17 protein-coding genes and 1 pseudogene are annotated in these 18,985 nt (G+C 72.5%); 5 read left to right on the top strand and 13 right to left on the bottom strand.

Annotation, left to right across the window (positions count from 1 at the left end; all coding sequences use genetic code 11):
• Positions 1-71: 71 nt before the first annotated feature.
• The 5 genes and pseudogenes from RV983_RS29225 to RV983_RS29205 all read right to left on the bottom strand — a co-directional run bounded on the left by RV983_RS29225 (position 72) and on the right by RV983_RS29205 (position 7,829).
• Positions 72-899 (bottom strand): TrmH family RNA methyltransferase, encoded by an 828-nt coding sequence (locus RV983_RS29225; RefSeq protein ID WP_475988700.1) that lies wholly within the window; start codon positions 897-899, stop codon positions 72-74.
• Positions 892-2,134, bottom strand: a pseudogene (gene cobA / locus RV983_RS29220) (uroporphyrinogen-III C-methyltransferase). Before cobA ends, RV983_RS29225 begins: the two are co-directional and overlap by 8 nt.
• A gap of 263 nt (positions 2,135-2,397) precedes the next feature.
• Positions 2,398-5,628, bottom strand: coding sequence for a nicotinate-nucleotide--dimethylbenzimidazole phosphoribosyltransferase (gene cobT, locus RV983_RS29215; protein WP_475988699.1), 3,231 nt, complete (start codon positions 5,626-5,628; stop codon positions 2,398-2,400).
• Between the two features lie 249 nt (positions 5,629-5,877).
• Complete coding sequence (cbiE, locus tag RV983_RS29210; protein ID WP_475988698.1) at positions 5,878-7,083, bottom strand: precorrin-6y C5,15-methyltransferase (decarboxylating) subunit CbiE; 1,206 nt, start codon at positions 7,081-7,083, stop codon at positions 5,878-5,880.
• A 101-nt stretch (positions 7,084-7,184) separates the two neighbouring features.
• Positions 7,185-7,829: a GNAT family N-acetyltransferase gene (locus tag RV983_RS29205; RefSeq protein ID WP_475988697.1), complete on the bottom strand. Its 645-nt coding sequence runs from the start codon at positions 7,827-7,829 to the stop codon at positions 7,185-7,187.
• Positions 7,830-8,041: 212 nt separating this feature from the next.
• On the opposite strand from RV983_RS29205, the gene RV983_RS29200 reads away from it, so the two are divergent.
• Both RV983_RS29200 and RV983_RS29195 read left to right on the top strand, forming a co-directional pair.
• Positions 8,042-8,812 carry a class I SAM-dependent methyltransferase gene (locus RV983_RS29200; protein ID WP_475988696.1) on the top strand — a complete coding sequence of 257 codons (771 nt, stop codon included), beginning with the start codon at positions 8,042-8,044 and terminating at the stop codon, positions 8,810-8,812.
• A gap of 45 nt (positions 8,813-8,857) precedes the next feature.
• On the top strand, positions 8,858-9,247 hold the full coding sequence (locus RV983_RS29195) for an MmcQ/YjbR family DNA-binding protein (protein ID WP_475988695.1): 390 nt from the start codon (positions 8,858-8,860) through the stop codon (positions 9,245-9,247).
• Between the two features lie 30 nt (positions 9,248-9,277).
• Here the strand turns inward: RV983_RS29195 and RV983_RS29190 are convergent, their stop codons facing one another.
• Genes RV983_RS29190 through RV983_RS29180 form a run of 3 tightly spaced genes read right to left on the bottom strand, consistent with a single transcriptional unit; the run spans position 9,278 to position 11,907 of the window.
• Positions 9,278-10,108, bottom strand: a complete 831-nt coding sequence (locus RV983_RS29190; RefSeq protein WP_475988694.1) for a MetQ/NlpA family ABC transporter substrate-binding protein — start codon at positions 10,106-10,108, stop codon at positions 9,278-9,280.
• Positions 10,109-10,144: 36 nt separating this feature from the next.
• Positions 10,145-10,864 (bottom strand): methionine ABC transporter permease, encoded by a 720-nt coding sequence (locus tag RV983_RS29185; protein ID WP_475988693.1) that lies wholly within the window; start codon positions 10,862-10,864, stop codon positions 10,145-10,147.
• A complete protein-coding gene (locus RV983_RS29180; RefSeq protein WP_475988692.1) occupies positions 10,861-11,907 on the bottom strand; it encodes a methionine ABC transporter ATP-binding protein in 1,047 nt (348 codons plus the stop codon). Before RV983_RS29180 ends, RV983_RS29185 begins: the two co-directional genes overlap by 4 nt.
• Positions 11,908-12,361: 454 nt before the next feature.
• On the opposite strand from RV983_RS29180, the gene RV983_RS29175 reads away from it, so the two are divergent.
• On the top strand, positions 12,362-12,730 hold the full coding sequence (locus tag RV983_RS29175) for a hypothetical protein (RefSeq protein WP_475988691.1): 369 nt from the start codon (positions 12,362-12,364) through the stop codon (positions 12,728-12,730).
• Entirely contained in the window at positions 12,723-13,166 is a 444-nt protein-coding gene (locus tag RV983_RS29170) for a hypothetical protein (RefSeq protein ID WP_475988690.1), read from the top strand. The genes RV983_RS29175 and RV983_RS29170 overlap by 8 nt, the downstream gene beginning before the upstream one ends.
• Before the next feature lie 7 nt (positions 13,167-13,173).
• On the opposite strand, the gene RV983_RS29165 is transcribed toward RV983_RS29170, so the two are convergent.
• The 3 genes from RV983_RS29165 to RV983_RS29155 form a co-directional block, all read right to left on the bottom strand.
• Positions 13,174-13,677 (bottom strand): GNAT family N-acetyltransferase, encoded by a 504-nt coding sequence (locus RV983_RS29165; protein WP_475988689.1) that lies wholly within the window; start codon positions 13,675-13,677, stop codon positions 13,174-13,176.
• A gap of 121 nt (positions 13,678-13,798) precedes the next feature.
• Complete coding sequence (locus RV983_RS29160) at positions 13,799-14,329, bottom strand: sigma-70 family RNA polymerase sigma factor (protein WP_475988688.1); 531 nt, start codon at positions 14,327-14,329, stop codon at positions 13,799-13,801.
• Positions 14,330-14,402: 73 nt separating this feature from the next.
• Positions 14,403-15,602 (bottom strand): glycerophosphodiester phosphodiesterase, encoded by a 1,200-nt coding sequence (locus RV983_RS29155; RefSeq protein WP_475988687.1) that lies wholly within the window; start codon positions 15,600-15,602, stop codon positions 14,403-14,405.
• A gap of 302 nt (positions 15,603-15,904) precedes the next feature.
• Here RV983_RS29155 and RV983_RS29150 point away from each other — a divergent pair, with 302 nt between their 5' ends.
• Positions 15,905-16,561 carry a lysophospholipid acyltransferase family protein gene (locus RV983_RS29150; protein WP_475990494.1) on the top strand — a complete coding sequence of 219 codons (657 nt, stop codon included), beginning with the start codon at positions 15,905-15,907 and terminating at the stop codon, positions 16,559-16,561.
• 335 nt (positions 16,562-16,896) lie between these two features.
• Here RV983_RS29150 and RV983_RS29145 read toward each other — a convergent pair whose 3' ends face one another.
• Positions 16,897-18,339 (bottom strand): MFS transporter, encoded by a 1,443-nt coding sequence (locus tag RV983_RS29145; protein WP_475988686.1) that lies wholly within the window; start codon positions 18,337-18,339, stop codon positions 16,897-16,899.
• Complete coding sequence (locus tag RV983_RS29140; protein WP_475988685.1) at positions 18,336-18,917, bottom strand: TetR/AcrR family transcriptional regulator; 582 nt, start codon at positions 18,915-18,917, stop codon at positions 18,336-18,338. Before RV983_RS29140 ends, RV983_RS29145 begins: the two co-directional genes overlap by 4 nt.
• Between the last annotated feature and the right edge of the window lie 68 nt (positions 18,918-18,985).

The following is an 18,985-nucleotide window of genomic DNA, read 5'->3' as shown; positions in this document are numbered from 1 at the left end:
GCTAGGCCGTCCGAGGTCGGGGCCGACCGGCCGCCCGCCAAGCCACCCGGTGCGTCGGAGGGCGGCCGGCCTCACCCGCGATCGGACCACCGGGTGGCGTAGAAGGCGACAGCCGAGGCGGCGGCCACGTTCAGCGAGTCGACGCCGGCCTCCATCGGGATGCGCACATGCTCGTCGGCGGCCCGCAGCGACCCGGCCGACAGCCCCTCACCCTCCGTCCCCAGCATCAGGGCCAGCTTCTCGTGCCGGCGGCCGGCGAGCTCGTCGAGTGTGATGGAACTCGCCGACAGGCACAGGGCCGCGAGCACGAAGCCGTGCTCCCGGACGAGACCGGCGTCCTGCGGCCACGACGCGAACCTGGCGTAGGGAACGGCCAGGACGGCCCCCATCGACACCTTCACAGCCCGCCTGTAGAGGGGGTCCGCGCAGCGCGGGGTGAGGAACACCGCGTCCACTCCCAGAGCGGCCGCGTTGCGGAAGGCCGCACCCATGTTGGCGTGATCGACGATGTCCTCGAAGATCGCGATGCGGCGTGGCCCGGAGCGGACGGCGGCCAACAGCTCCCGAGGCTCGGGCAATTGCTTGCGCTGCATCGATGCGAGGGCACCGCGGTGCACGTGGTAGCCGGTCACCCGCTCGGCCACGACGGGGTCGACGGCGTACACCGGCGCGGGAGCCGCGTCGATGACGTCCCGCATGACGTCGACCCACTTGGCCGAGAGCAGCATCGAGCGCATGCCGTAACCGGCCTGCCAGGCGCGCCGGATGACCTTCTCGCCCTCCGCGATGAACAGGCCCTCCGCGGGCTCGCGGCGGCGGCGCAGCTCGACGTCGGTCAGCGAGGTGTAGTCGTGCAGCCGCGGGTCGTCGGGGTCGTCGATGGTGATGAGCTCAGCCACGCGATGTCACCGCGCCCACGGACACGACCTCGCCGATCACGATCACCGCGGGCGGCCGCACGCCCTCGTCCGCGACCTTCTGCCCCACCGTCCCGAGTGTCGCGTCCACACGCCGCTGCGCGGCCGTCGTGCCCTCCTGGACGACCGCGACGGGCGTATCGGCGCCCCGGCCGTGCGCCACGAGCGCGGCGGCGATGGCGGCGATCCGCTCGACCCCCATCAACAGCACCAAAGTGCCGCGCAACCGGGCCAGCGCCTCCCAGTCCACCAGGGAGCGAGGGTCCTCCGGAGCCACGTGGCCGCTCACGACGGTGAACTCGTGCGCCACGCCCCGGTGCGTCACCGGGATGCCCGCGGCGGCCGGCACACTGATCGAACTCGAGATGCCCGGCACCACCGTGCAGGCGATCCCGGCCTCCGCCAGCGCCTGCGCCTCCTCCATGCCCCGGCCGAACACGAACGGATCGCCGCCCTTGAGACGCACGACGGCCTTGCCCGCCCTCGCGTGCTCGATCAGCGCGGCGTTGATCGCCTCCTGCGCCATCGCGCGGCCGTACGGGATCTTCGCGGCGTCGATCACCTCGACGTGCGGCGGCAGTTCGTCCAGCAGATCGCGCGGTCCCAGACGGTCCGCGATCACCACGTCCGCCTCCGCGAGCAGGCCGGCGGCCGCGCACCGTGATCAGGTCCGGGTCGCCCGGCCCGCCGCCCACCAGCGCCACCCCCGGGGTCCGGCCCCGATGCTGGGGCGCGGCAAGCGAACCGTCCCGCAGGCCCTCCACGATCGCGTCCCGCACCGCCGCCGAACGACGCGGATCCCGCCCGGTCAGCACGGCGACCGTCACACCGTCCGTACGCCCGGTCGCGGGCGTCCACGCGGTCGCCGCGTCGGCGTCGTCACTGCGTACGCACCACACGCGCCGCTCCTCCGCCTCCGCGGACGCCGCCTCGTTCGCCTCCGCGTCATCCGTCGCGATCAGCGCGTACCAGGCGTCCGCGAGGTCCCCGGGACGGTAGCGGCGACGCTCCCAGCGCAGTTCGCCGGCGGCGGCCATCGCGTCCACGGACGGCGTCGCCGACGGCGAGACCAGAACGACGTCCGCACCGGCGGCCACCAGCGTCGGCAGCCGGCGCTGGGCGACCTGCCCGCCGCCCAGCACGACCACACGCCGACCCGCGAGCCGCAGTCCGACGGGGTATGCGGGTACGGCGTCGCTGCGCGCGTCGGCGGTCATGGTGGTGCGGCTCCTCGTCGTCGGCGGACGGCGCGCCTACGGCGCGTGTGCGTCAACCCTACGGTCTGGCCGCGGCAGGTTCTTTCCCCGCCCTCCCGCCCGGGTGCCCTGTGAAGTCAGTGACCCCGGCGCCCGTTGTGTGGGAGCCGGGTCCGGGGCCTCCGGGGCCGACCCCGACACCCCACGAAACGCGCGCCGGGGCCACTGACTTCCTGGGGCACACGGGAGGGCGGGCGGGAAAAAACCCGCCCGCACAGACCGCGTCAGCCCTTTTCCGTGACCCCCGCCGAATCGAACGTCGCCACCTCATGCATCGCCCGCGCAGCACTCTGCACCAACGGCAGCGCCAGCAACGCCCCCGTCCCCTCCCCCAGCCGCAGGTCGAGGTCGACCAGCGGCCGCAGCCCCAGCTTGTTGAGGGCCGCACGGTGACCGGGTTCCGCACTGCGGTGCCCCGCGATGCAGGCCGCGAGGACCTCGGGGGCGATCGCGCGAGCGACCAGTGCCGCCGCGCCGGCGCTGACGCCGTCCAGGATGACCGGGGTCCGCAGGGACGCGGCGCCGAGCAACAGGCCGACCATGGCGGCGTGTTCGAGGCCGCCGATGGCCGCGAGGACCTCGATCGGGTCGGAGGGATCGGGCCGGTGGAGCTCCAGGGCCCGCCGGACGACATCGACCTTGCGCGCGTGCATCTCGTCGTTGATGCCCGTGCCCCGCCCGGTGACCTCCGCCGGGTCGACCCCGGTGTAGACGGAGATCAGGGCCGCGGAGACGGTGGTGTTGGCGACGCCCATCTCGCCGGTCAGCAGCGCCTTGTTGCCCGCGGCGACAAGATCGCGCGCGGTCTCGATGCCGACCTCGATCGCCCGCAGGACCTCCTCGCGCGACATCGCGGGGCCGGCGGTGAAATCGGCCGTGCCGGCACGCACCTTGCGCGGCAGCAGACCGGGCGTGCTGGGAAGTTCGGAGGCGACGCCGACGTCGACGACGCAGACCTCTGCGCCCACCTGGTTGGCGAAGGCGTTGCACACGGCCCCGCCGCCCAGGAAGTTGGCGACCATCTGGCTGGTGACCTCCTGCGGCCAGGCGGTGACGCCCTGCGCGTGCACGCCGTGGTCGCCGGCGAAGATGGCGACGGCGGCGGGCTCGGGGATCGGCGGAGGGCACTGGCGGGACAGGCCGCTGAGCTGCGCGGAGATGATCTCCAGCATGCCGAGCGCGCCGGCCGGCTTGGTCATCCGCTTCTGCCGCTCCCACGCCTCGCCGAGCGCCTTGGCGTCGAGCGGACGGATGCCGCGCAGCGTCTCCTCCAGGAGGTCGTGCGGCTCCTCGCCGGGCAGGGCGCGGTTGCCGTACTCCTCCTCGTGGACCACCCAGGCCAGCGGGCGCCGCTTGGACCAGCCGGATTGCACGAGCTCCGGGTCCTCGGGGAACTCGTCGACGTAGCCGACGCACAGGTAGGCGACGACCTCGAGGTGCTCGGGGAGACCGAGTTCGCGGACCATCTCGCGCTCGTCGAAGAAGCTGACCCAGCCGACGCCGAGGCCTTCCGCGCGGGCGGCGAGCCAGAGGTTCTCCACCGCCAGTGCCGACGAGTAGGGCGCCATCTGCGGCTGGGTGTAGCGGCCCAGCGTGTGGCGGCCGCCGCGGGTGGGGTCGGCGGTCACGACGATGTTGACCGGGGTGTCGAGGATCGCCTCGATCTTCAGCTCGCGGAACTGCTTGGCGCGCCCCTTGGGGAGGGACTTGGCGTACGCGTCTCGCTGCTGCATGGCGAGCTCGTGCATGCGCTGCCGGGTCTCGGCGGAGCGGATGACGACGAAGTCCCAGGGCTGGGAATGGCCGACGCTGGGCGCGGTGTGGGCCGCCTCCAGGACGCGGATCAGCACCTCGTGCGGGATCGGGTCGTTCCGGAAGCCGTTGCGGATGTCACGACGTTCGCGGATGACCCGGTGGACGGCATCCCGCACGGCGGGGTCGTAGCCCTCGGCGACGGGGAGCTGCGGCTCCGGGGCGTCCTCGTCCTCCTCGCCCTCGGTACCCTCCGCGGTCTCCGCGGTCTCCGCGTCGACGGACGCGTCGGGCTCGACGGAGTCCGCGGATTCCACGGGAACGGGGATCTCGGGCGCTTCGACGGTGTCGACCGTGTCCGCGACCTCGTGGACCTCGTGGACCTCGTGGACCTCGACGACCTCGACGACCTCGGCAGTCTCGACGGCCTCGGGGACGACGGGCTCGGGCTCGGGCTCGGCCTCCATGCCGAACGGCAGCGGCTCGTCCGGGGATACCGGCGGCTCGTCCTCCGCCACGGCTGCCTCGGTCAGCAGCACTTCCACGATCGGCTCGGCAGCGGGCTCGGCCTCAGGAGCGGGCTCCGGCTCCGGAGCGGACGCCACGGCCTCCTCCGCCTGCGGCGCGGGAGGGGCGGGCGGCGCGACGGGCACCTCCGCGGGCTCCGGCGCCGACCAGGCGGCCCCCGTGGCAAGGACCGCGAGGGACGGCTCGTCGCGCGGGATGTCCAGGTACTCGGGGCCGATCGTCGGCGGTCCGGCGTGACGCAGCGGCGTCTCGGCGGACGGGGGCACCGGCGCGATCGGGGTCACCGCGACGGGCGTCTCGGGTACGGGCGGCACGGCCGCCACCGGCGGCGGCGTGACCGGCACGGGCTGCGGGGCGGGTGTCGCCGGCCCGCGGTCGGCGAGGGACCGTACGACACCGCCGCCGTTGGACGGGTCGGGGATGGGCGGGCCCATGTGCAGCGGCCGCCGGACGGGCGCCGGTGCGGCCGGGACCTGCTCCTGGAACGCCTGCTGCGCCGGTGACACGCCCGCCTCGGTCATCAGCGCCGCCGACTCCTCCGGCGCCAGGATCTCCATCGCGGGGACGGGCGCGGGGGCCGGGACGACCGGCTCCACCGGAACGGCCTGCGGCGGCACTGCCGCCTCCGCACCCGGCACGGGAACGCCGGCGGGCGGCGTCGCCGAGGCCCGCACGGCGGAGTAGTCGAGGGAGACCGAGTCGCGGCCGCCGCTCTCATGGGCGCCGTGCTCGTGAGGGCCACCGGGCACCGGCGCGGAAAGCGCTCCGGGCAGCGGCTCGTGGACCTGTGCGCGGGTCTCGTGCGCCATCGGCGGCGCCGCCGGGGCGGATTCGCCCACGGGCGCGGCCATGGGGGCCGACGCGACCGGGGCCACGGGAACGGCCGCGGACGCGACGGGCTGCGGCGGCACCGGCTGCGGGTCGGCCCACGACCCCTGCAGTCCGGGCATCAGCAGCATCTCCTCGTCCTCGTCGGCGACGGCGGGGCCGGCCGGCTGGTCGAGGTAGGCGTATACGGCGGGCGGGACCGGCGCGTTCAGCGGATCGGTCTCCCAGGTCGGGACGACCGGTTGCTGCGCACCATTGCCGGGAAGGTCGGCGTGCGGCTGCAGAACCGCTTCTCCGCCTGCGTTCTCCGGCAGTCCCTCACCCGGGACCTGGCCGGTGTCAGTCATGCGTGCCCCTCGCCCATCGGTTCGCTCCTTCCAACGCTGCGCCGCACACACTGCCCACACCAAGAACGAGCGTGGGCTGCAAGCGGCACGTCGGCGGGGAGTGACCGATGCTGATCGATACTGATCAGCCCTCAGTCCACGTCAACGCACGACGACGGCACAGCGGTCCGCAAGCCTACCGTGCGTGTGTCCGCGCATGCTCAGGGGGGTTCACCTCAAACCGGTCGCAATACGGGCGCAACCCATCACTCACCTGCGGTGCCCGAGGAGCGAGAACACCACCGTGCGCTCCCGCTCCGACCAGTCGGAGTCCAGTTCGACAGCCTGCAACAACGCGCATTCGACGGCGTATCCGCCCTCTTCGAGAGCAGTTCTGACGGCTTCTGCCTCGTCCCGGTTCGCGGCACTCGCGGCGATCCGTTCCGGACGGCGCGCGGCGCACGCCGCGACGACCTCCGCTCCCCCACCGCCTATGCGCACGATGTCCGGTTCCGGAAGGTCCTCGAGGACCTCCGGCGCCTCGCCCTGCACGACGCGTACCTGCACCCCGAAGTCCCGTGCGGTGGCCTCGACCCGTTCGCAGGCCGCCTCGTCCCGCTCGACCGCGATGACGGCCGCACCGAAGCGCGCCGCCTCCACTGCGACGGCGCCGCCGCCCGCGCCGATGTCCCAGACCAGATCGCCGGTACGCGGTCCGAGTCGGGCCAGTTGCAGGGCGCGCAGCTGCGCCGGGCCGTCCACGGGGGCGTACCGCTCGGTGGGCAGGGCCCAGCCGCGGACCCGGTCCGCGGGGGCGGGGTCGCCCCCGGCCAGCCAGCTCGCCTGCCCGGAGGCGACGGGCGGCCCGCTGGGCGCGGCACCGACGACCAGGACGACATTGGGGTCGCGCCAGGTGTGGTCGGGGACCTTGTCGGAGGTGAGGACGGTGACCTGCTCCTGCTCGGTGCCGAGCGCCTCGCAGATCACGAAGGTGCGCTGCTCGTCGCCGAGCAGCAAAGCGAGTTCGGCGGGGCCGGCGCCCGGCGCGGTCAGCACCGCCACCTTGGGGTGGGCCCGGCAGACGTTGACGGCGCGGCGCAGGGTGCGCGCGTGCGCGACGACGATCCGTGCGTCGTCCCAGGGCATGCCGGCCCGCGCGAAGGCCTGGGCCACCGAGGTCACGCCGGGGACGACCTCCACCTCCAGGCCGTGGTCGGGCGCGCGCAGGGCGCGTACGACGCCGAAGAACCCGGGGTCGCCGTCGGCCAGGACGACCGCGGTGCCGCGGTGCCGGGCGATCCGGCGGGCGGCAAGGTCGATGCTGCCGAGGACGATCCGCTCGGCCTCCTCGGACACGAAGGGCAGTGCCAGGTGGTGCCGTGTTCCGGCCACCAGGGTCGCGGCGGCCAGCGCGGAACGCGCGGCCTCGCCCGGTGGTGAGCCGTCCCACCCGATCACGGTGACACGGTCGGCCATCGTCGTCCTGCCTTCTGGGCGCGTCGCGGTGTGGTTCCCCGGGGTATCTCTTCCCCGGGGTGTGCACAGTACCCCGCCCAGGATCTTGCGCTACGGGGTGCTCACTGCCAGTCGGCGTAGGCCGCGTAGTCGGAGCCGTCGGAGGCGCGTCCGGTGAGGCCGTCGAGGTCCTCGGGGAGCAGGCTCCAGACGATCAGATCGGTGCGGATCTGCTCCCAGTGGCCGTCGCTGTCCCCGTCGGGCCGGGTCCTGACCAGGCCGGCGTTGCGCAGCACTCCCTCGCTGACGCAGCCGATCCGCTGGGCGACCTGCTGGGAGGCGGCGTTGTCGGCGGCGGTGCGCACTTCCAGCCGCTCGAACTTCTGGTCGTCGAAGAGCCATTGCGCGGCGGCCAGCACGGCCTCGGCGGCGTAGCCCTCGCCGCGCGCCCAGGGCGCGATGACGTAGCCCGCCTCGGCGCTGCGGATGCGCCAGTCGGCGCGCTGCAGGTGGACGGTGCCGACCAGCCGCTGGGTGAGGAACTCCGTCACGGCGAAGACGACACCGCGTCCGGCGGCCCGCTCGGCCGGGGCGGTCTCGGTGAGGAAGGCGCGGGAGTCGGCGTCGCTGTAGGGGTGCGGCACGGAGGTCCAGGCGACCACGGACTCGTCGTTCATCATCTCCGTGTGCGCGGGGATGTCCGCCTCCTCGTAGGGGCGCAGCACCAGCCGCTCCGTACTGATGGAGATCTCCGGAAAGCTGGTCATTCGACGCTCCGTAGCAAGGACATGTGTGAAGTGCACAGCATGCAGCATCCATCGGGTCACCCGCAGGACCGGGGCGCCGCGGGGGCCGTGCGGCCGTCGGTCAAGGGTACGGGCAACCACCCCCGCGACGAGCGCAGTTGGCAAGCTGTTCTCCGGCTTTTCCGCAGGTCCGCTCCCCCTGTGGTCACAGGGTCCTGCTAGCGTCTGCCCGCGTGACGGTGCACCACGCAGCAGGAGTCGGATATCAGCGGGCGGCGGGTGTCTACGAGCGGTCGCGGCCCTCGTACCCCATGGCTGCCCTGGCCGAGTTGGCGGACGTGCTGGCCCTTGAGGCCGGGCGCACCGTGGTCGACCTCGGCGCCGGCACCGGCAAGTTCACCCGGCTGCTGGCGCTGACCGGGGCCGAGGTGGTCGCGGTGGAGCCCGTGGCGGAGATGCGGGAGCGGCTGGCGGAGCTGCGGCTGCCGAAGGTGCGGGTGACGGCCGGCACCGCGGAGTCGACGGGACTGCCCGGGGGGTGCGCCGACGTGGTGGTGGCGGCGCAGTCGTGGCACTGGTTCCAGGAGGACGAGGCGCTGGCCGAGGTGGAGCGGCTGCTGCGGCCGGGCGGCTGGCTGGCACTCGTGTGGAACACCTACGACACCTCCGTGCCATGGGTGCGGGACTACCAGGACATCGTCTTCCGGCTCGCGCCGCGCGACCTGCCGAGCCCGCTGGACGGCGGCTGGCGCAAGGCCTTCGGCGACCGGGAGGGCTGGTCGCAGGTGTACGAGCGGCACTGGCCGAACCCGTACTCGACGACGGTGTCGGACGTGGTGGAGCGCATGACCTCCTCCAGCCACATCGCGGTGATGGACCCCGCGGAGCAGGAGCGCGTGCGCGCGGAGGTCGAGGCGGTGCTCGCCGGGCACGACGCGACGCGCGGCAGGGGCGCCATCGAGATGCCGTACACCACGGACGTCTACTGGGTGCGCCGGCACTGAGGCGGCGCGCCCCGGACTGTCGGTGCCGCCCTGTTGAATGGGCGGATGGACAGGGACGGGCTCAGGGACTTCTGCCTCGGCTTCAACGGCGTGAGCGAGGAGAACCCGTTCCCGCGTAACACGGAAGTGACCGTCTTCAAGGTGGGCGGGAAGATCTTCGCGATCAGCGCGCTGGACGGGGAGCCGCTCCAGGTGAGCCTGAAGTGCGATCCCGAACTGGCCGTCCGCCTGCGGGCGGAGCACGCCGCGATCGCCCCTGGGTGGCATCTGAACAAGCGCCACTGGAACACGGTCACCCTGGACGGCTCACTCCCCGACCGGCTGGTGCGGGAGATGGTCGAGGACTCGTTCGACCTGATCGTGTCCCGGCTGCCGCGGGCCGAGCAGCTGCGCCTGGACTGGGCAGGGGTCCACGGTGGGGACGGCGCGCCCTGACGGCGCACCGCCCCCACCGGAGGGCCGGGGTCAGAAGGAGGGGATGACGGATCCGGCGTAGGTGTCCTCGATGAACTTCTTCACCTCGGGCGAGGTGAGCAGCTTCTTGAGCTTGAGCACGCGCGGGTCCTTCTCGTTGCCCTCCTTGACGGCGAGGAAGTTGCCGTAGGGGTTGTTCGTCGCGGACTCCAGGATCAGAGCGTCCTGGGCGGGCTTGAGTCCGGCGGCGATGGCGTAGTTGCCGTTGATGACGGCGGCGTCGACGTCGCCCAGGGAGCGGGGCAGCTGGGCCGCCTCCAGCTCCTTGAACTTCAGGTTCTTCGGGTTGCCGGTGACATCGGCGGGGGTGGCCTCGTTGCCGACGCCGTCCTTGAGGGTGATCAGGCCGTTCGCGGCGAGCAGCTTGAGGCCCCGGGCCTCGTTCACCGCGTCGTTGGCCAGGGCTATCGTCGCACCGCTCTTGATCGCGTCGGCGGACTTCAGCTTGCTGGAGTACAGGCCCAGCGGCTCCAGGTGGACGGTGACGACGGGCACGATGTGGGTGCCCTTCTTCTTGTTGAAGTCGTCCAGGTACGGCTGGTTCTGGAAGTAGTTGGCGTCGACGTCGCCGTCCTCGGTCGCGGTGTTCGGCGTCACGTAGTCGCTGAACTCCTTGACCTCCAGCTTGAGTCCGGCTTTGGCGGCCAGGTTCTTCTTGACGAAGTCCAGGATCTCCGCGTGCGGGACCGGGCTCGCGGCGACGACCAGCGGGTCGCTCGCGCTGTCCTTGGTGGAGCCGGAGTCCGAGCCGCAGGCGGTCAGGCCGAGGGCGAGGCCGGTGGCGGCCAGGACGGCAGTGGTGATCTTGACAGGGGTACGCACGAAAAGTGCCTTTCTGGGGGGTGTCTCTTGCGGGTGTCAGGAGGTCTCGGTGGCGGCTGCCGCGCGCAGCAGGCGCAGCCGCGGGGCCACGGAGGCGCGGCCCCGGCGCGAGACGCCGCGGGCGGTGAGGTCCCCGAGGAACTGGACCCCGGTGACGAGCACGATGAGGACGGCCAGCGTCACGTTCATCAGCCCGGTCTCGAAGCGCTGGTATCCGTAGCGGACGGCGAGGTCGCCGAGGCCGCCGCCGCCGATGAGCCCGGCCATGGCCGAGTAGCCGATCAGGGCGATGACGGTCGTGGTCGCGGCGGAGATCAGCGCGGGCAGCGACTCGGGCAGCAGGGTCTTGCGGACGACGGTCCAGGTGCTGCCGCCCATGGACTGGACGGCCTCGACGAGACCGGAGTCCACTTCGCGGACGGCGATCTCCACCAGCCGGGCGAAGAACGGGATCGCGCCGATCGACAGCGGGACGATCATCGCCTGCGGACCGATCGTGGTGCCGACCAGGGACTTGGTGAACGGCATCAGGTAGATCATGAGGATCACGAACGGCAGCGACCGGATCACGTTGACCACGGCGCCCAGCACTTTGGAGAACACGCCGTTGGCGAGCAGTCCGCCGCGGTCGGTCAGCACGAGCAGCACGCCGAGCGGCAGGCCGCCCGCGACGGATATCAGCGTGGACCAGCCGACCATGACCAGCGTCTCCCCGCAGGCCTGCGACAGCAGCGGCTGCATCTCGGACCAGGTCACTTCGCGGCCCCCTCGACCCGCTCGGCCCGCTCGGCGCCCACGACCGGCGCGATGTCGACCTGGAGGCCCTTCTCGCGCAGGAAGCCGATGGGCACCACGTTGTCCTCGAAGGCTCCGGGGAGTTCGATCCGCATGCGGCCGACCTGGCGGCCCGCGATGGTCTCGAGCGCGGCGCCGAGCACCGAGATGTCGATGTTGTAGGTGCGCGAGAGCTGCGAGATGACCGGCTCGGTCGCGGCCTCCCCGTGGAAGGTGAGGTCCACGACGGTGCGGTCCTGGCCGGACGGTTCGCCGCCGACCGGGAACAGCTCGCGGGCGAGTTCGGAGCCGGGGGTGGCGAGCAGGTCGGTGACCTTGCCGGATTCCACGATCCGGCCTCCCTTCATCAGTGCGGCGGAGTCGCAGACCGCCTTGACGACCTCCATCTCGTGCGTGATCAGCAGAACGGTCAGGCCGAGCTGCCGGTTGAGGTCGCGCAGCAGTTGGAGGATCGAGCGGGTGGTCTCCGGGTCCAGGGCGGAGGTGGCCTCGTCGGAGAGCAGCACCTTCGGGTCGCCGGCCAGCGCGCGGGCGATGCCGACGCGCTGCTTCTGGCCCCCGGAGAGCTGGGCGGGGTAGGCGCGCGCCTTGTCGGTGAGGCCGACGAGCTCGAGCAGCTCACGGGCCTTGGCGGTGCGCTGCCGGCCGGAGACGCCGAGGATCTCCAGGGGGAGTTCGACGTTGTCCTGGACGGTGCGCGAGGCCAGCAGGTTGAAGTGCTGGAAGACCATGCCGATGCGGCCGCGGGCGGCGCGCAGGGCCGAACCGGCGCGCGGCGAGCGGCCGGCGAGCGCGGTCAGGTCCTGCCCGGCGACCTCGACGGTGCCCGAGGTCGGCCGCTCCAGCAGGTTGACGCACCGGATGAGGGTGCTCTTGCCCGCGCCGCTGCGGCCGACGACGCCGTACACCTCGCCTTCGCGGACGTGCAGGTCGACGCCGTCGAGGGCCGCCGTGTCCCGGCCGTGGGAACGGTAGACCTTGGTCAGGCCCGTTGTGGTGATCACTGGGGATTCCGTCACTGTCGAGCGCGCGGCACACAAAAGCCGCACACGGGGGCGAATTCACGATCGGCAGGCATGGCTACGCCCCGAAGGGGGCGTGGGGAGAGTCAGCAGCGCGTGCCGGGCGGCTGGGAGTCGTGCGTCAGCCGGCAGCGGCGAAGGGTCTGCTGCGGTTCCGTTTCCATGGGGGGTGTGCGCGATCCGTGGCAGGAGGGGCGGGTCTCACTTCGGGGCGCGAGACTCAGATGGCGTGGGCCCTCAGCGTGCACACATTCGACACATACGACGAACACCGGGCGTCATCGCCTCGGTCGCGCGGCAGCGGCGGTTCGTCGTGGTCATGCGCACCAGTAAAGCAGACCCCCGAACGGCGTACCAATATCTGGTCCCTGTGTCCGCGATGCGGACAGGCCGGGGGGTGGGATCCGGTGATTCCCGCCCGTAATAGAGTCACGCCATGCTCGACGTCCTCACGATCGTGGTCTCCGCCACGGCGCTGCTGCTGGCCGCCTGGTGCGGTTTCGCTACCTTCCGGGACCAGCCGACCAAGGACTGGCATTTCATCGGCATGGCTGTGGTGGCCGTGCTGGCGCTGGTCCAGCTGGTGATCGGCGTGGTCAAGCTCGGCACCGGCGAGAAGCCGGTCGACGGAACGACGATCTTCGTCGCGTATCTGGTCGGCGCGGCCTGCACGGTCCCGGCGGCGGCCTTCATGTCGCTGACCGAGCGCACCCGCTGGGGCTCGGCGATCGTGGCCGCGGGCGGGGTCATCCTGGCCGTGCTGGAAGTACGGCTGTACGACATCTGGGGAGGCGTCAGTGCCTGAGACCGCCGACGGAACCACGCGGCGGGCCGCGCCGGGCAAGGGGATCGGCCGCGGCCCCGGACGGCTGCTGCTCTCGCTGTACGGGGTCTTCACCGTCGCCGCGCTGTCCCGCGCGATCGTGCAGATCATCCTGCAGTTCGACGAGGCGCCGCTGGCCTACCTGCTCTCCCTGCTCGCCGGGATCGTGTACGCGGTGATCACGGTGGCGCTGTGGCGGGGTGGCGAGAGTGCCCGGAAGGTGGCGCTGGTCAGCTGCGCGCTGGAGCTGATCGGCGTGCTGACCGTGGGCACGCTGACGCTGGTGGACTCCTCCGCCTTTCCCGACCAGACGGTGTGGTCGGACTACGGCATGGGCTATCTGTTCCTGCCCGTGGTCATCCCGGTCAGCGGACTTCTGTGGCTGCGCCGGGCGGCGCAGCCACAGAAGGCGTCCTGAAAGGTGCTCAGGCGCTGGCGGCGTACGTCGGCGCCGCCGGCTTCTCCATGTGCACCAGGCTCAGCCGGCCGCTGACCGGCTCGGCCGAACCCACCTCCGCGTAGCCGAGCTTGCGGTACAGCCGCAGGTTGAACTCGCTGCGGTGGCCGGTGAAGAGGCGGTAGCGCTTGGCTTTCAAATCGTCCGCGAGCCGCTCCTCGATGGCCCGCAGCAGCCGGCCGCCGAGGCCGTGCCGCTGCATGCGGGGGTGGACGATCAGCTTGGCGATGCGGGCGGTGCCGTCCTCGTCGACCGCGCCGCGGACCGAGCCGACCACCTCCTCGCCGAGCCTGGCCACCAGGACTGTGCCCTGCGTGAGCTCCGTGCGCAGCGCGTCGAGGGTCTGCGTCAGCGGTTCGATGCCGTAGTCGCCGTAGAGCTCCGCCTCGCTCTGGTAGCACAGGTATTGCAGTTTGAGGATCTTCTCGGCGTCTTCGCCCATCGCGGTAGAGATGGTCACGCTCATGCCCATGTGCGCTGGCCTCCCCTTCGAGTCGCCCGGGCGCCTGAGGGGTGAGGGGGCGCCCAGGACGTTGCCCTGACTGGAACCGGAACACGGCGCGGCCGCGCACAAGCGCCCTGTCGCCGACTGTTTACGGTGCATTACCCCGTCGTACGGGAGATGCAACCCCGGTTGCGAGGATCGTACGCAGACAACTCAGGCAGCGGGAACGGAGCGGGCCCAGACTGCCCTGTGAGATTCCCAACTCCCGGGAAATTTCCCGGTAAGTGAGGTCGGAACGGGAGATCAGGGCGGATACCAGCTCAGGACAGCGCCCCGGCAGCCGGCCCACCGCGGCCAGCAGGGCGCGGCGCTGCTCGGCGGCGAGCACCTGCTGTTCGGCGGTGGGCGCCTGCGCGGCGGCGTGCCCGACCAGCGCACCCGCAGCCAGCGGCGTCTCACGGCGGGCGTGCCGCCCCGCGAGCCGGGCCTCGGCGCGCACCGCGCGGCGCAGCCACGCCGCGGGGTCGGCGGGCGGTTCCGGAAGCTCCAGCAGCCGCAGCCACACGGACTGCTCGAGGTCGGCGGCCTCGATGGCGCCGGGTACGGATTCGGCCGCGGCCTCGGCGGCGAGCAGTGGCCGGATGCTGGTCAGTTCGTCGTGACGTACGGATGCGCTCATATCCGGCGGGACACCGGTGCCGCGCCGGGCGGTTGCCCCGTGGCGGGGGAACCACCCGTGCGCGGCAGTGACGTCACGCCTTGTTGACGAAGGCCGCGCGGGCCAGCAGCGCGGTGTCGCAGTTGTCGGAGAAGATGCCGTCGATGCCCTGCTCGAAGTAGAGCTGGAAGGCGCCGAAGGCGTCGCCGTAGGCGTTCGGGTCGGTCCCGACGCGGAAGCCGGCGGGCAGGAAGGCGTTCTCGTTGCGCATGGTGTAGGGGTGCAGGATCAGCCCGGCCTTGTGGGCGTCGCGCACCAGCGTGGTGGGCGTGCCGAGGTTGCCGGCCGCGTCCCGCGGGATGATCAGGTTGACGGTGGGCCCGATGCCCTGCGCGAAGCCGGCGATCCACTTGAGGCCGGCCGGGGTGACCAGGTCGGCGACGGTACGCGGGTCGCCCGCCACCACGAGGTCGTACGGGCGGGTGGTGGCCGCGTCCAGCAGGAAGACCTTGGGGTTGCGCAGACCGAGCGCCCCGAGCCGCTGGAGGCTGGTGGGCTCGAAGGACTGCAGGAACAGCGGGGAGTTGCGCCGGTCGCGGCCGTAGCGGCGGAGCAGCTTGGCGACCCGCTCCTCCAGGCCCAGCCCGATGCCGCGGAAGTAGGTGGGGTGCTTGGTCTCGACGTGCAGCCACACCGCCTTGTCGCGCCTGCGACCCTGCTCGTCGGCCCAGCGCAGCACCTCCTCGAAGGTGGGGATCTCCCAGTGGCCGTCGTAGAGGGTGTTGTGCTGGCGCTGTGCGGGCAGCCGCTCGACGGCGCGCAGCGTCTTCAGCTCGGCGAGGGTGAAGTCCTCGGTGAACCAGCCGGTGGTGGCGACGCCGTCGATGGTCTTGGTGGTCCTGCGTGACGCGAACTCCGGGTGCTCGGCGACGTCCGTGGTGCCGCCGATCTCGGGCTCGTGACGGCAGACCAGGTGACCGTCCTTGGTGGGGACGAGGTCCTGCTCGATCACGTCGGCACCGAGGTCCAGCGCGAGCTGGTAGGAGCCGAAGGTGTGCTCGGGGCGGTAGCCGCTGGCGCCGCGGTGGCCGACGACGGTCGGTACGGGAAGGGCTCTCACCGGCCCGTGCGAGGAGCCGTGCGACGTCCCGTGCGAGGACTCGCGCCCGTTCGCCGCCGCGCTCCCCGCGGTGCCGAGGACGGAGGCGCCGGCCCCGAACGCGGCCGCCGCCCCGATCAGTGCCCGGCGGCCAGGACCCCGGCCCTGGTCCTGGACCTGCTGCTCGTGCGTCATGTGCGCTCCCTCGAATCGGCCGAACATCTGTCCGGTCCCTGCCAAGCGACGCGCGCATCGTAGGCGGGTGGCCGTTTCAGCCGGGCGGCCGTCGTCGGAACATGGCGGAAACGCACATCAACAATGCGTGCCGGTCGTGTGAACCCGGTGTGCGTGTCGCGGCGCTGCGGAAGTATCGTCCTCGAGGGGGGAGGCGCACACTGGTGAGCGAGACCCTGCGCAGAGTCCCGCCGGACCCCTGCCGACCACGACCGGAGGACCCGTTGTTCCGCATCATCCTCAAGGCGCTGCTCGGAGTACTGATGCGCGTGCTGTTCCGCCCCAGGGTCGAGGGCGCGGAGCACATCCCGGGAACCGGCCCGGTCATCCTCGCCGGCAACCACGTCACCTTCATCGACTCGATGTTCCTGTCCCTCGTCGTCAAGCGGCAGGTCTTCTTCATCGGCAAGGACGAGTACGTCACCACCCCCGGACTCAAGGGCCGCCTCATGGCGGCCTTCTTCACCTCCGTGGGCATGATCCCCGTGGACCGCGACGGCGGCCACGGCGGCGTCGCCGCCCTGATGACCGGCCGTCGCATCCTCGACGAGGGCAGGGTCTTCGGCATCTACCCGGAGGGCACCCGCTCTCCCGACGGCCGCCTCTACCGCGGCCGTACCGGCGTGTCCCGGCTGGCCCTCATGACCGGGGCCCCCGTCGTCCCGTTCGCCATGGTCGGCACCGACCGCATCCAGCCCGGCGGCGCCGGCGTGCCCCGCGTCCACCGCTTCACCGTGCGCTTCGGCAAGGCCCTGGAGTTCTCCCGCTACGAGGGCATGGACCGCGACCGCTACGTGCTGCGCGCCGTCACCGACGAGGTGATGAGCCACGTCATGCGGCTGGGCGGCCAGGAGTACGTCGACGTCTACGCCACCAAGGCGAAGGCGGCCAAGGCCGCCGACCACGCGACGGCCGCGTAGGCCGTTGCCTCGGCGGGGTCGCTCCGGCCCCCGGGCCTCCAACCCGTCTTGTGCCTGCTCCGTTCCTGCCGGGCCCGGCGCGATCCCACCGCGCGGACCCCGGGAGAAGCTCGGCCGACGCCGCGCCCGGGCCGGTCTTCCTCCGTCCGGGCAGCTTCGATCGGTGCGAGCGCGGTCGCCATCACCCGGGTGACGTACCCTCAGGCCACGCCGCTGACGTGACCCGGTGCACGGCGTGCCGGGGCCGGGAACGGCGCGCCCCGAAGGGCGGGGAACTGCGCGACCGGCCACGGCACACCCGTACGGACCAACGCGCCAGGACCGGCGTGGAGGACTCAACCGCGGGTGGCGCCCGCGAGCCGCTGGCCCCGAAGCAGCCACCAGGCCGCCGCGGCCGCGATCAGCAGGACCCCGCCGCCCACGCCGGAAGCCGCCCGCAGGCCGTCGGTGAAGGCGGCGGGGTCGGCCGAGGCCGGGCCGCCCGCGATGCCGGTGACGATGGAGCCGAGCAGCGCGATGCCGAGGGCGGCACCGAGTTCGTAGGCCGTCTCGGAGACGCCGGAGGCGGCCCCGGCCTGCGACGGCGGCACGCTGGAGAGGATGACGTCGGCGGTGACGGTGTACGAGAGCCCGGCCCCGGCGCCGGTGACGAGCAGGGCGGAGCCGAGCAGGAGATAGCCCGAGCCGGGCCGCAGGGCCAGGAGGGCGACCAGGGCCAGCCCGGTGGCGCCCAGGCCGCCGGTGACGGCGGCCCGCACCGACCAGCGCCGGGCGGCGGCTCCGGCGAGGAGACCGGTGGCCGCGGCGCCGAGGGTGGCGGGCAGTTCGCACAGTCCCGCCTGGAGCGGGGAGCGGCCCTGGACCTCCTGGAGGAACTGGGAGAGGAAGAAGACCGTCCCGGCGAGCCCCAGCACGGTGAGCAGATCGGCCAGCACCGCCCCGGAGAAGCCGCGGTGCCGGAACAGCCGCATGTCCAGCAGCGGCGTGGACAGGGCGAGTTGACGGCGTACGAAGCCGTACAGGCAGGCAGCGCCGAGCAGTCCGGCCCCGAGGGCGGCCGGTCCCGGGCCGTGGACGGCGAGTCGCTTGACGGCGTACACCACCCCGAACATGCCGAGCAGCGACAGCAGGACGCTCACCGGGTCCCACGGTCCGCGACCCGGTTCCCGGGACTCGGGCAGCAGGCGCGCCCCGACGACCAGCAGCACCGCCATCACGGGCAGGTTGATGAGGAACACCGAGCCCCACCAGAAGTGCTCCAGCAGCAGGCCCCCGACGACCGGCCCGAGCGCGGCGCCGGCGGTCGAGACCGCGCCCCACACGCCGATGGCGAAGCTGCGTTCGCGCGCGTCGGGGAAGAGGGTGCGGATCAGGGCCAGGGTGGACGGCATGAGGGTCGCGCCGGCGACGCCCATGAGCGCACGCGCGGTGATGAGCGTCCCTGGCGTGGTGGCGTACGCGGCGAACACCGACAGCACGCCGAAGGCCGCGGTTCCGGTGAGCAGCAGCCGCTTGCGGCCGACGCGGTCGCCGAGGCTGCCCATCGAGACCAGCAGGCCGGCGATGACGAAGGAGTAGACGTCGCCGATCCACAGCAGCTGGGTGGAGGTGGGCCGCAGGTCCTCGGTGAGGAAGGGGATGGCGAGGCCCAGGACGGTGGCGTCGACGGCGACGAGCAGCAGGGCGAGGGTGAGCACGCCGAGCGCGAGCCAGCGGCCGGGGTGGCCGCGGTCGTCGCGGTGCGGGACATGGCCGGGGACGCGGGCGGTGGTGGTCATGACGCGCTCCCGGTACGGCGGCCCTCCCCGGTGCCGGGCACGCGCAGCATGCCTCCCAGCAGCAGATCGCTGACCATGCGGGCAGAGTCCCGCCGTGCCATGCGGCCGTCCAGGACGGACCAGGCGGAGGCGGCGATCAGCGCGTACAGCGCCTCGACGAGCCAGGCGGGGGTCAGGTCGTAGCGGAAGGCCCCGGTCTCCTGGCCGCGGCGGAAGAGCGCGGCGACGCGTGCGTCGATGCGGGCCCAGCCGTCGTTGATCTCGTCCAGGTCGTAGAGCTGGTTCTCGCCGTAGAGGAAGGCGAGGAAGCCGGAGACGGGCATGGCCTCGGTGATGAGCCGGCGGACGGCCTCGGCGGGGTCGCCCTCCTCGATGCGGGCCGCGTCCAGGCACTCCTCGGTCTGCTCGATGCCAAGCGCGCCGAGGGCGCGTACGAGCGCGTCCCGGCCGGGGAAGTGCCGGTGCAGGGTGGCCCGGCTGATGCCCGCGGCCTTGGCGATCTCGTCCATCGAGGCGGTGGCGCGGCGGGACAGCAGGTCGGCCGTGTCCCGCAGGACCTGCTCACGATCGAAGCTCATGAGGCAAGGATAGCCGGAATGAGACATAAACGTCTCATTCAAGAGCGCGATGTAGCCCGGACGGGGTT

Source organism: Streptomyces sp. RLA123, assembly GCF_056270165.1.
The sequence above is the reverse complement of the archived record's forward strand: the minus strand, read 5'-3'. Positions and strand labels throughout refer to the sequence as shown.